This is a genomic window from Lujinxingia vulgaris (assembly GCF_007997005.1).
GTDB lineage: Bacteria > Myxococcota_A > Bradymonadia > Bradymonadales > Bradymonadaceae > Lujinxingia.
On sequence record NZ_VOSL01000037.1, the window covers coordinates 1 to 11,934 of the forward strand.

The 11,934-nt window shown below is 67.6% G+C and carries 9 protein-coding genes and 1 pseudogene; 3 read left to right on the forward strand and 7 right to left on the reverse strand.

Annotated features, from left to right (window positions below; translation table 11 throughout):
* Both FRC96_RS21910 and FRC96_RS07730 read left to right on the forward strand, forming a co-directional pair.
* A pseudogene (locus FRC96_RS21910) lies at positions 1–2,046 on the forward strand (hypothetical protein); the annotation flags it as partial.
* A gap of 105 nt (positions 2,047–2,151) precedes the next feature.
* A complete protein-coding gene (locus FRC96_RS07730; RefSeq protein WP_146973929.1) occupies positions 2,152–2,700 on the forward strand; it encodes a hypothetical protein in 549 nt (182 codons plus the stop codon).
* A gap of 23 nt (positions 2,701–2,723) precedes the next feature.
* On the opposite strand, the gene FRC96_RS07735 is transcribed toward FRC96_RS07730, so the two are convergent.
* From FRC96_RS07735 to FRC96_RS07745, 3 genes are all read right to left on the reverse strand, one after another.
* Entirely contained in the window at positions 2,724–3,836 is a 1,113-nt protein-coding gene (locus tag FRC96_RS07735) for a Gfo/Idh/MocA family protein (RefSeq protein ID WP_146973930.1), read from the reverse strand.
* Between the two features lie 114 nt (positions 3,837–3,950).
* The gene (locus tag FRC96_RS07740; protein WP_146973931.1) at positions 3,951–4,562 is read right to left on the reverse strand and encodes a hypothetical protein; all 612 of its coding nucleotides are present in this window, start codon (positions 4,560–4,562) and stop codon (positions 3,951–3,953) included.
* A 118-nt stretch (positions 4,563–4,680) separates the two neighbouring features.
* Positions 4,681–6,384, reverse strand: coding sequence for a hybrid sensor histidine kinase/response regulator (locus tag FRC96_RS07745; RefSeq protein WP_146973932.1), 1,704 nt, complete (start codon positions 6,382–6,384; stop codon positions 4,681–4,683).
* Positions 6,385–6,963: 579 nt separating this feature from the next.
* Here FRC96_RS07745 and hflX point away from each other — a divergent pair.
* Entirely contained in the window at positions 6,964–9,204 is a 2,241-nt protein-coding gene (gene hflX / locus FRC96_RS07750; protein WP_146973933.1) for a GTPase HflX, read from the forward strand.
* Between the two features lie 421 nt (positions 9,205–9,625).
* Here hflX and FRC96_RS07755 read toward each other — a convergent pair whose 3' ends face one another.
* Genes FRC96_RS07755 through FRC96_RS07770 form a run of 4 tightly spaced genes read right to left on the reverse strand, consistent with a single transcriptional unit; the run spans position 9,626 to position 11,745 of the window.
* On the reverse strand, positions 9,626–10,408 hold the full coding sequence (locus FRC96_RS07755; protein WP_146973934.1) for a metallophosphoesterase family protein: 783 nt from the start codon (positions 10,406–10,408) through the stop codon (positions 9,626–9,628).
* The gene (locus FRC96_RS07760; protein ID WP_146973935.1) at positions 10,405–10,743 is read right to left on the reverse strand and encodes a hypothetical protein; all 339 of its coding nucleotides are present in this window, start codon (positions 10,741–10,743) and stop codon (positions 10,405–10,407) included. The genes FRC96_RS07755 and FRC96_RS07760 overlap by 4 nt, the downstream gene beginning before the upstream one ends.
* 22 nt (positions 10,744–10,765) lie before the next feature.
* Positions 10,766–11,080 (reverse strand): hypothetical protein, encoded by a 315-nt coding sequence (locus FRC96_RS07765; protein ID WP_146973936.1) that lies wholly within the window; start codon positions 11,078–11,080, stop codon positions 10,766–10,768.
* Positions 11,080–11,745: a CHAP domain-containing protein gene (locus tag FRC96_RS07770; RefSeq protein WP_146973937.1), complete on the reverse strand. Its 666-nt coding sequence runs from the start codon at positions 11,743–11,745 to the stop codon at positions 11,080–11,082. The genes FRC96_RS07765 and FRC96_RS07770 overlap by 1 nt, the downstream gene beginning before the upstream one ends.
* Positions 11,746–11,934: the final 189 nt, after the last annotated feature.

Genomic DNA, 11,934 nt, shown 5'->3' on the forward strand with positions numbered 1-11,934 from the left:
GACCCGGGCGGGGCGGCCAACCGCGACGCCCAGCGCCTGCTCGCGCGCACCCTGGGTCGCGGCGAGCCGGTGGTGCTCGACCCGACCCGCGGCCCTACGGCCAACGCCTGGCGGGTGCTCGAGCGCATGATCTCCGAGTCGCTCCGCGACATCGAGGTTGAGGTTAGCAGCCCGGCTGAGATGATCCCCTTTCCGGCCGCCCCCTCGCTGCGCGCCGGTGAAGAGCTCGTGCTCTACGGTCGCCTCCCGCTCAAGGCGCTGCAGGAGGATGTGCCCCTTGAAGTGCGCGTCAGCGGCCAACGTCGCGGCCAGCCCTGGGAGTGGACCTCCCAGCTCCGACCGGCCTCCTGGCAGAGATCCGATGCCCTGCACCTGCCTGCCCTCTGGGCCAGCGAAGAGATCGCCCGGCTCAGCGCCCTGCGCCCCGACCACCCGGAGCGCAGTGACGCCCTGACCATCGAGCTCTCCAAACACCACAGCGTGCTCAGCCCCCTGACCACCTGGGTGGTGCTGGAGAGTGAGATCGAGACGCAGGCGCGCCGTCGTGACCAGGAGGCGGAGAACAAAGGGGGGTATGTCGAGTTGGTTCGGAGCCGCCCCGTGCCCACCATCCGGCGCCCTTCGCCTCCGGTGAAGCCACGCACCCACTCCCTGGATGTTTTTCCCGTCGAAGATGTTCGCGCCGACACCTCACCCTCGGACCGGAGCTCCTGGGTTAAGATAAGGAGAGATGGTCTTCACCCGGCGTTGCGCGACCTTTTTATTGAGGGGGATTTTCCTCCCGGCATATCCATGTGCGGCGATGGTGCGGCGCAGGATGAACGCTCGTCCCCGTGCGGCATGCGCGGCGGCTCCGGCGCCGAGCCGAAGGAGGCCCGCGCCGAGCCGCAGCAGGCCGCCCCGACCCCGGCGCCCCACAAGACGGTTCAAGCCCGCCGTGCCCGCAACGCCCCCAAACCTCGGGCTCGCCCTCGCCCCGCAAGCTCGGTCATGCGCGGCCCTTCGGCGGACGAACCCCTCGCTGGAGATGACGAGGGTTCTGTGTTCATCCAAAACGACGGTAGCCGCACACGTTACCGCCGTCCCACACCGGATCGGCCCGCACCGGTGCACCGTCCCCCCGAGCCCACTCCGGAGGTGACGTTGCACCTTGATCGGCAGCTGCGCGCCGGAGGTGAACCCCGGGAACACCGCTCGCGACGAGCCCGCACTCCCGGCGATCTGGCCCGGGACATCACCCGCGACCGCAGCCGCCGCGACCTGCGCCGCCGTCTTATCAACGTGCACCTCCCCTATAAGGGAGGTCGCGCCCGCAGCGAGCTCGAAGACTGGCTGGAGTACGACCGCCTCGACCCCGACGCGCTCCTCTTTTACAGCCACTACCTGACCTGGACTGGCGAGGATGAGCGTGCCCGAAGGGTGCTCTCGGGCGTCATCGACAGCGCCTCGGAGAACGTTGAACTCCAGGAGCTGCTGGCCCGCGGACTTCTCTTCAGCGGGCAGCCCGCCCGGGCCTGCGCGCACCTCCAGAGCCTGCGCAGCCTGCGGGAGCGGGCCGGCGAGTATGCTCGCTCTCGTGGCGAGGCAATCCCGGACCCCGGAGTGGCCCACTGCCCGCTCATCAGCGATCTGAGCGCGCTGGGCGTCGATTCACCCTCACCGGAAGTCTTACTCGACGCCTACATGCCTCCCTCGCCAGCCGAGCACACGTTGACCGAAACGCAGGTCCGCATCACTCTGCGCGCGCCGAGCACGAACGCCCCCGCACCACAGCTTCTGCTCGTCTTCCGTGATCAGTATGAGATCGGCCGCACCTCGTACCCCCTTCACATCGTGACCCTGGAGCGCTCGACTGACGAAGAAGGGCACGCCGTGCTCGACGCGGTCGTCGAGGTCAAGCGGGGCAACCAGGTCCTCCTCTACGCCCGCGCCCCCGAGGGGACCCGGGCGCAGGTGCGTACGGCTGACGGCGTCAGCGAGCAGGTCATCCTCACCGAGGCTCTGAACGGGTTGGCCTACGTCATGACGGCACGGCGGAGGTGGTGAGGTGTAGGGGAGGTCGCAACGCTGGCGCGCAGCTGGCCTCTTGCGCTAGAGTGCGACGACTTTCACTGCTTCATCATGTCGCTCTACCCTGTCCCGAGAACGGCCATGCTTGACTTCTCTGCTCAAAAAAAACGCCGGGCCCGCTTTCTCTGGGCCTGGAGCTTTACGCTCACCCTGATCAGTCTGCCCTGTGTGGCCATGGCCATTCATGACGTGATTGTGGGCGCACCCAACATGGACGGCGCGGTGATCGTGGGCGTTTTTATGGCCGTCATACTCGCTGCGGGCATCTCTCTGGGCATTAAGGCCCGCAAAGCCAGCCGGGAAGTCGACGCGCTGAACATCCCCGAAGACCTGGAACGTTACGTCTTGCAGCTGGCCCGTGAGGGCGGCGGCGAGCTCAGCGCGGCCACCCTGGCCCTGGAGAGCAAGCTCAACCTGGACCAGTCCGCCCACGTGCTCGCTGAGTTCGAGAAACGCGGCCATGCCTACTCCGTCGTCGTTGGGGAAGGCTCTCGCCGCTACATCTTCCCCGACCTCAAAGCCAGCGCGCTGCCCTCAGATTCAGGCGCGGCCGACGCCGACGACTTCATGCGTCGCCTCGCGGAGAGCGAGCAGGTCGAAGAGCCGCACTACCACACCCACAAGAGCTGAGCCGCAGCGCGACGCCTCGGGCCTCAGCCCGCGCTCGGGCCCGAGGTGCGAACCTCCTCGGGCCTCTCCACCGCCGGCCGCACAATGATCTGCGAGACGTCCGGCCGCTCCCGCTGCTCCACCGGCGCAAGCGACACCGCCTCGCCAAGCTCCGCGGCGTGGTAAATCGCCTCGATGATGCGCACGTCGGCCAGCCCCTCATAACCGTCGGGCTCCGGGGGCCGGCCCCCGGCGATGCAGTCGGCGAAGTAGCTCAGCTGCGCCCCGAACTGGTCATGTTGGGGAAAGGTCCGCTCAAAATGCTCCGGCGTGTCCACCGCCATCGTGATGGGCCGGGCGTAGCTGAAGGCCGGGCTCAGGCTCAGCCGCCCCTCCTCCCCCAGAAGCTCCAGCCGACTGATCGACGCGCTCCCCAGGCTGGAGGTAAAGGTCGCCAGGCGCTCCCCCTCAAATCGCAGCGTCACGCTGGTCGACTCATCGCAATAATCAAAACGCGGGTCCCCCGGGCGGCGCTGGCTCGTGGCGATCACCTCGGTGGGCTCCGCCCCGAAGAGGTAGCGCGCCGCGTTGATGCAGTAGATGCCCATGTCGTACACGCTGCCTCCCCCCTTATCGAGCGGAGAGAGGCGAATATCCCCCTCGACGACGTTCTGCCCGAAGACCGCATTGATGTAGCGCAGCTCCCCCAGATCCCCGCGCTGCGCGATGTCGACCGCATGCAGGTGCGCCGGATCAAAGTGCAGCCGGTAGGCCGTCATCAGGTGAACCCCGGCCTCCTCGCAGGCTGCGATCATCGTGCGACACTCCGCCTCGGTCACCGCCAGAGGTTTCTCGCAGAGCACGTGCACCCCCGCCCGGGCCGCTCGTACGACATAGTCGCAATGCAGGTGGTTGGGTAGCGCGATGTAGAGGGCGTCGATATGCCCCGCGCCAATAAAGTCGTCAAAGTCCTCGTACGCGATGCAGTGGGCCACGTCGTAACGCTCCCCCAACACCCTGAGCTTCTCGGCATCGCCCGAGATCAGAGCGTTGAGGCTGGCGTTCTCGGCGTTGGCAAACCCGGGCAACACCGCGACCTGGGCGATATGCCCGAGCCCGATGACTCCGTATCGAATGGGTGGGTCGGTGGTGCGCATAAACTCCTCGGCGCTTTGGGTGCAAGTCGACTGGCAAGCGTTGCCTCAAATCTGCGCACAGCTCGCTAGCCACGAAACCCTCACCCCCCCGGCCCCGAAGATGAGCGGAAAGCCTTAGCGCTCGCCCGCAACCAGCACCACATCCTCATCGCCCAGCGCCGCCTCAAAGCTCTGGCAGACCGTGTCCTCGCCAGAGATGAGGTTCTCCTCTTCGGCGTCCAGCGCCGTGGCGTAGCAGAGCTCCGCGCTGAACGACGCCTCGCCCACCGAGCTGGCCTGCGTGCACACCGGCTCCTGCGCGCGGTCCACACGGTAGTAAATGCCCTCCCATTCATGGCGGACCTCCTCGCCAGGGGCCAACGCGATCACCGAAGGCATCGGCGCATCACAAACCCCGCAGGGCTCCGGATCCCCGCAGCCACAGGGCATGCACGTGTCGCTCAACGACAAGGGCTCGCCACCAAACCTCACCTCCAACCACGCCAGCCCGTAGTCGGCATACGAGTTATCCTGAACGTAAATCGTCGACTCGCCAGCGTTGCGAATCACAAAACCGACCGGCTCGCCAGGCTGGACATCGGCATCGCGATCCGCATCAGGCTGCTCCGTGGTGTCTTCCACCCCGACATCTTCCGAGCCCTCTTCCGGATCGCTGCTGCAACCCGCCAACCCCAACCCGCTCGCCAGCACGAGCACCGCCATCCACCTTCCCATCCACATCCTCATCTCAACCTCGTCGTTGCAAACCTATACCGGTGCGACGCTGTCAACACACACGCGCCGCCTGATCCACGCGCCCGTTCACAAAGCACGTCCTCAACCTGACAGAAGTCAAAGGACATTTTCACCCCGACGCCACCCGCCCCTGCGCCTCACTCGAACGCATCACCCGCTCCACGGCGTCCTGAAGGGCTTCGGCCTCAAAGCGGGCCTCGATCACCTGGGGACGTTCGGTAAAGGTCGCGGTGATCTCGTCCTCCTGCGCCGAACCGCCCACCAGCACCAGGCCCAGCCCCGGGCGCACCTTCATCAACTCCGAGGCCAACTCCACCCCCGAGGCGTCGAGCAGGTGTCGCGCGCAGATCAACACGTCGAGCGGCGCATCCACGTGCACAAGGCAGCGCGCCTCATCGGCAAAGCTGCAGTCAATCACCCGAAAACGCCGCCGCTCCAGGACCTTGCGCACAAGCCTCCGATCCCGCTCTCGCCCCAGCACCACCAGCGCCGTGGGCTGACGCCGTCGCAGCGGTGACAGGCTCCCGGAGGGGCGTTTGCTCTCCGCAGGGGGCTCCTCGCCACCGCCGCCCACCGAGCTCCGACTGACCTCGGTGGTCTCCTCATCCAACCCCTCCGACTCCCCTTGAAGACGCTCGCCGGCCCTCAGCCACACCCGCACCTCCGTGCCCTCCCTCGGCTCACTGAAGAGCTCCACACGCCCCCCCGACTGGGAGACCACCCCGTACACCGTCGCAAGTCCCATCCCCGAGCCCTGCCCGGAAGCCTTGGTCGTAAAGAAGGGCTCAAATGCCCGTTGCGCCACCTCTGGCGCCATCCCTCGCCCCTCATCGCGAAGGCTGAGCAAGATCAACACCTCCCCCTCGCGCTCCACCTGCTCGGTGCGTATCACCACCCGGCCGGTGCCCTCCATCGCCTCACTGGCGTTGACCATCAGGTTGAGCACGATCTGCTCCAGCTGGCTGCGGTCCGCGCGCACCCCGTAGCTAAGCATCCCCGGCCGCCAGTCCACGGTCACCCCCGGCATCAGCACCCGCGAGAGCTCCCCGAACTCCTCCATCAGCGCGTTAAGCGAGAGTGAGACCGGCGTCTGATGCTGCACCTTGCCCACCGCCAGCAGGTTCTGCGTCAGCTCGACCGCCCGCTCCGTCGCCTCCCGAATCTCCAGCAGGTCGGCGCGCAGCCCCGGATGCTCTCCGTAGTCGGCCAACACACAGTCGGTCTGGCTCAACACCACGCTGAGCAGGTTGTTGAAGTCATGCGCGATCGCCGCGGCCATGCGCTCGACCGCCTGCATCTTATGTTGCTCCCGCAGCCGGGCCTCCACCTGCGCCAGCGCCTGGCGGGTGAGCTGCAAGGCCGAGACATCCATCAACGTCGTAAGAAGCCCGATCGCCTCGCCCCCCTCGTGGATCGGATGGCACACAAGGCTCACCCACACCGGCTCCCCCTCACTCAGCGCCACCCCCACAAGCCCCTCCTGCACATGCCCCGTCATGATCGCGCGCCGTCCCGGAAGCTGCTCCGGCGCAAAGGGCTGGCCCAGCTCATCGACAAGACGCCAGGCATAACTCTGCGGTGACGCGTCGATGAGCCCCCCGGGCGCCATCCCGAAAAGGCGTTCGGTGTCGCCCACGCAGTCGCGGATCGTGCCGGACATATCCTGCACCAGCACCACCGCATGCTTGTGGGCGCATAAGCGCTCTACCGTGGAGCGCTCCCCCAGGTAGGCGCGCAGCGCCTCAATGTCTCGCTCCTTCACGTTCACGTCGCTCTCCCCGTCCTCAAAGACCTCAAAGCCTCTTCTCGTCATAACGTGACGAGGAATGGACTCGGTTCCGACGATAGAGACGCCCCCCCTTCCGGGCAAGCCCGCGCCCCCTTTTCACGTCACCTTCCGCCCCCTCCCACTCGCCGACTTGACATCCCCGCCCCCCCATCCCTACCTTTCTGCGGGTACGGGGCTCATCGACGCCTGCCTCACCGAGTCCCACAGCCCCTCCACGTCGCGCGCGTCCCACGCCTACCTCGGCCCGACGCTGTGCGCCCACCTGATGACGACGATGATCGACTGCTTCCACATCCGCTTGCGCTGAGCGCGCCCCCGCTTTGAGCGGGCGCCTCACCCTTCGTTCGACACCCCCGCCGCAGAGCAGGGCGTAGCAACGAGGATCGTTTTTAGCGCGCTGCGCCCCTCTCAGGGCGACGTCACCGGGCATTGTTGCCCGGCCGTCCGCCCTCACGGGCGCCGATGTGGACGTTTTCGGACTCACGCTGCCGGCAATCTTGTGTGTTGCCAGGCCCGCGTCGCCCAGAACTCCCCCTCGACACTCGCCAGAAGTCCTCGTCCCGCTGCCCCCTCTGCCGGTGATACAACCTGCAAGGAGGCCTTATGCGCCATCGAGATAACACCACCCCCGATGCCCCCGAGCATCGCGACGCATCCTCAACCCACGACACCACCCCCACCCCTGAGCGCGCCCTGATCATCGCCGTGCAGCTTGCCGGCACCGACGATCCGGAGCTCTACAGCTCCGCGGCCGAGCTCGAACGCCTGGCCAACACCCTGGGCATCGAGGTGCTGGGCTTTCACTCCCAGCGCCGCAGCAGCGGGAAGTCTGCCAAACTCCTCGGCTCCGGAAAGCTCGAAGAGATCGCCCACGCCATCGAGGAGCTCGGCATCACCCGCGTGCTCTTCGACGGGGAGCTCACCCCCCGCCAGCACGAGAACCTCGAAGACGCCCTGGGCGTGCGGGTCACCGACCGCTCCGGGGTGGTGCTGCGCATCTTTGAAGAGCGCGCCCAGACCCGTCAGGCCCAGCTGGAGGTCGACATCGCCCGCATCGAGTACGAACTCCCCCGGGTGCGCCGCGGCCACGTCGCCGATGACCGCCGCGGAGGCGGCGGCCGCGGGGAGAAGGGCCACACCAACGTGGAGCTCGCCAGGCAACGCCTGCGCGAGCGCCTGGTCACCCTGCGCCGCGAGCTCACTGACCTGCAGCAGCACGCCGCCACCCAGCGCGCGCGTCGCTCCAGCGCCTTCCAGGTGGCCCTGGTGGGCTACACCAACGCCGGTAAGTCCTCGCTGATGCGCGCGCTCACCTCCAGCGAGGTGCTCGTCGAAGACAAACTCTTTGCCACCCTGGGCACCACTGCCCGCAAGCTCGACCCCCCGCTGCAGCCCGAGGTCGTCGTCAGTGACACGGTGGGCTTTATCAAACGCCTGCCCCACGAGCTCGTGGCGTCGTTTAAGTCCACCCTGGATGAGGCTCACGACGCCGATCTTCTTCTCTACGTCCTCGACGCCTCCGACCCGGAGTGGCCCGACCACCTTCAGGTCACCCGCGAGACCATCCAGGACCTCGGCGCCAACCCCCACTCGCGCGTCGTCTTCAACAAGGTCGATCGCCTCGACGACGCCGAGCGCGCCAGCCTGCGCATGCGCATGCCCGACGCGCTGCAGGTCAGCGCGATGCGCCCCGAACTCGTGGCGCTTCTGCACGCGGAGATCGCCCGCGTGCAGGAGACCTCCTTTGTCGAAGAATCCCTGCTCATCCCCTTTGAGCTCGGCCATGTTGTGGGCGCGGTGCATGAGGGCGCCCGCGTCGTCGAGCAACACCACGGCCCCCGGGGCACCGCGCTGAAAGTGCGCGCCCCCGCGCACGCCATCCCGCTCTGGCGCGCCGAGCTCCCCGACCCACCCCGCTTCGACGATGTCGACAGCCTGCTTGAGCGCGCCGCCGACTACGGTCTGGAGCTCATGCTGGACGATGCCTCCGACCAGGCCCCCGGCGCCTTCGATGAGAGCGGCGCCGACTACCGCGTGCTGCACGCCATCGACCAGGAGGGCGACCCCTGGATCGTGCGCACCCCCCGACGCGAAGGTCTTTATGAGCCCGCCCGCATCGAGGCCCGGGCGCTTCGCGCGCTCAGCGATGATCTCCCCGTCGAACTCCCACGTTGGGAGCTCCACACCCCCGAGATCATCGCCTACCGCCGCCTTAAAGGCCGCCCCGGCTGGCAGATCTCACCCGAGGGAGAACTCTCCTGGAACCACATCGACCCTCAAGATCCCTCCGAGGCGTTTTTGCGCTCGGTGGCCCGCACCATCGCCGCCATGCACCGCCTCCCCTCCGATGAGCTCCGGGCGGCAGGCCTCCCGCAACGCACCCCGCAAAAGGAGCGCGATCATCTTAAGGCCATGCTCCCCCGCGCCCTCTCGGTGCTCAAACCGGCCCCCGAGGTCCGCGAACGCTGGGAGCGCTGGCTGGCCGCCGACCACCTCTGGGCCTGGACGCCGAAACTTGTGCACGGCGACCTCCACCCCGGCCACCTCCTGCTCGATGAGCGCGGCCAGCTCAGCGGCATCATCGACTGGTCAGAAGCCCACCTGGGCGACCCGGCCATCGACCTGAGCTTCTTTATCGGCGCCTTTGCCCCCGGCACACTCGAGCGCCTGCGCGATCTGCTTGACGAAGAGGGCGCAGAGCCGGGCTTCGCCCTGGTGGAGCGCTGCCAGGAGCGCTGGGCCTATTACGCCGTCATCACCGCCGACTGGGCCCTCGACAACGACCACGAACAGGCGCTGGCCCACGCCCGCAACCTCACAAAAGCCCTGGAGTCCCGGCAATGAGCACCTCGCTGCGACCCACCTTTGAGCTCAACCCCACCCTCATCCCCCCGGGCCCCACTTCACCCGCGGCCTGACCCCAGATCACCACCCCCGAATGAGGGGTTATCCCTCATTCGGGGGCATGATCCACCCCTCCGGGTGGGACTCGACCCTCAGCCTGACCCCTCCACCACCCCTCCAGGTGGGACTCGACCCTCAGCCGGACCCCTCCACCACCCCTCGGGTGGGGACTCGACCCTCAGCCTTACCCCTCGATCATCGCTCCGGTTGGGACTCGACGCTCAGCCGGCCCCCTCCATCACCCCCCGGCGCCGGCAGGGGAGTGTGACCCGCACCGGTCGACGAGGGGAGGGCGCCACACCTGAGCGCCAGTGACCTCTCCACTGCGCCCCACGTCATCACGTTGCAACGCCAGAAACGATCAGGGGCGCACCCACGACGCCAGCCATCTCCCATGCTGAAAGCTCAGATGTCGGTAGCGCAGCGCCTCCACCGCCGCGTCCGCCGCGTAGATGCGCCCGATCCCCCAGACCCCCGACCACGCGCTGGCCTGATGCAGATGCCCGCATAAGAGCACATCGCAGCGGCTCGCCAGCAGGTGCAGCAGCGCCTCGGCGTCATGCAACTTCAACGAAGGATCGTCGCTCACCGGGTGATGGTGCATCCCCACCACCACCTGATCCCCGCGCCCTTTGGCCCGCTGCGCAGCCGCCGCCAGCGCCATGCGCTGGGTGTAGCCGAGCTGCCCCGTCGCCAGGCGAGTGTCCCCCACCGTCGTATCGCAGAGCAGCAGCGTCAGCCCCGGCGCCACATACTCCCGAGGCCACGCCTTTGCGCTCTCCGGGGCACCCCAGGTGCACGTCAACCAGCGCTGCGCCATGGCGCGGTCGCTTTCGTTGGCCCCCAGCCCCATCCACCCCACGTCGTGGTTCCCCGGACACCCCGCCACCGCCACCCCCGCATCCTGAAGCAGCGCGACCAGCGCTTGAGCCTCGCGCCAGAGCGCGCGATCCGGGGTGTCCACAATATCGCCCGTCAGCACCACCACCGTCTTTCGAGTCGCACCGTGACGCGTCGCAATGGCCTCAAAAAGCCGCCGCAGGCGGCGCAGACTCTCGTCATCGCGAAGATGAAGATCACTGAGGTGAATCAGATCGGGCACCCCCTCCACGGGCAGTTGTATCGATGCGTCATCATGGCTCATAGCTCCTCCAGATCGCTGCGTACTTCGAGTCGACGCTGGCCCTCCTGGAGCATCGCCACCTCCACCTGCAAACGCCGAATGGTCTCATCGCGGGTATCCAACGCGCGCTTGAGCACGAGGCGCTCCGACTTCATCTGCTCCAGCTCCTCGCGCACCCGGCGCAGCTCCTCGCGTGTCTCCCGCAACTCCTCGCGCAGCTCATCGCGCAGCGACTGCCCGGCCATCAGCTCGCTCTCGCGATGCTTGCGCCAGGCCGCCATCACCGCGCCTCCCAGCGTCACCAGCGCCCCCAGAAGGGCGGTGCCCAGGTGGGTCAGCAGTCTCTCCCATTCCATCATCCCTCTCCCGTACATCGCCTCACGGCGTCCCAATGCGACGGTCTTTGCCGCGTAGCGTCTGTTTGTTGGCGCTATAGCCCGAGGCCGCCAGCGCCCCGGCCCCCACGCCGACCAGCACTGCCGCGCCCACGCCCACCTCCCCGGCCCAGCCCACCTGCTGGGCCAGCGCGTCGACCACCACCGGCCCCGTCACCCCTCCCAGCACAAGCGGCATCAGAGGCTGCGCCCTGGCCCAGCCCGGATGATCCCGCACTCCCGGCACTCGCCCCATAGCCTCGATCACCGCATAGATCGCCGCCGACCACACACCCACCATCATCAATGCCTGCTCCATCAGCTCACCTCCTCCATCCGGTCAACGTCTTCAACGTGCTCGAAGTGCTCCGAGCTCAGCAGCAGCACCCCTCGCACATCGCTCAGCAGTCTCGGCCTGCGCACCACCCCTCGCCCCGCACGCTTATCCGGCCCCAACATCCCGGCGGCGTTCGCCTCCACGGTGTGCACGAGCCTCCCGGCGCTGTGCTCCACAATGGCAACGTGGTCCCCGTACGCCTTCGCCCCCTGAGCCCGGGTGCGCAGCGTGATGATATCCCCCGGCTGCACGTCGCCTGCGTCCACCGGAGCGGGCCTCGCCACACCTGCCCGCGCCCAGTGGTCCGCACTCTGCGCCCGGTAGGTCGAGGGCAACACGAGCTCCGCGATGGCCGACTTGAGCCGCACCGGCACGCAGCGCCCATCGTGCAGATGGTGGCCCACCTGCAACCCGCACCACCCCACAAAGAGCCCGCAGTACTCCAGGTGCGGGGTCGCCCGGCGGATGTCTTCGTCGAACACCCCGCCCGCGTGCTCGTCGAGATGCCACTGCCAGCCGCATGCGCTGAAGTAGCGGGCGATGCGCTCCGGGTCTCGACGGCACTCCACGCCGCGGCGCCATTCGGCGAGCGCGGCGGAGAGGAGCGCACGGCGAAGCCGTGTGCCGTCTGTTGGAATGAGGGGCATGGGGGACCTCCGGGGGTTGGGGGTGAGCGTTGAGCGAGGTGCAAGAAATGAAAAAGCCCGCCGGGGGGGCGAGCTTGGGGCGCTAAGTGGGGTGGACAGGGTTTAAAGGTTCCAGTCCTGGTGGAGATGGGTGCGGACGATACATGCTAAATCGTCTGTTGCGCTCATCGCGATCGTCATGTCACTTCC

Coding starts and splice junctions, on each gene's coding strand:
- FRC96_RS07730 (WP_146973929.1), top strand. CDS start 2,152: ATGCTTGACTTCTCTGCTCAAAAAAAACGCCGGGCCCGCTTTCTCTGG.
- FRC96_RS07735 (WP_146973930.1), bottom strand. CDS start 3,836: ATGCGCACCACCGACCCACCCATTCGATACGGAGTCATCGGGCTCGGG.
- FRC96_RS07740 (WP_146973931.1), bottom strand. CDS start 4,562: ATGAGGATGTGGATGGGAAGGTGGATGGCGGTGCTCGTGCTGGCGAGC.
- FRC96_RS07745 (WP_146973932.1), bottom strand. CDS start 6,384: ATGACGAGAAGAGGCTTTGAGGTCTTTGAGGACGGGGAGAGCGACGTG.
- hflX (WP_146973933.1), top strand. CDS start 6,964: ATGCGCCATCGAGATAACACCACCCCCGATGCCCCCGAGCATCGCGAC.
- FRC96_RS07755 (WP_146973934.1), bottom strand. CDS start 10,408: ATGAGCCATGATGACGCATCGATACAACTGCCCGTGGAGGGGGTGCCC.
- FRC96_RS07760 (WP_146973935.1), bottom strand. CDS start 10,743: ATGGAATGGGAGAGACTGCTGACCCACCTGGGCACCGCCCTTCTGGGG.
- FRC96_RS07765 (WP_146973936.1), bottom strand. CDS start 11,080: ATGGAGCAGGCATTGATGATGGTGGGTGTGTGGTCGGCGGCGATCTAT.
- FRC96_RS07770 (WP_146973937.1), bottom strand. CDS start 11,745: ATGCCCCTCATTCCAACAGACGGCACACGGCTTCGCCGTGCGCTCCTC.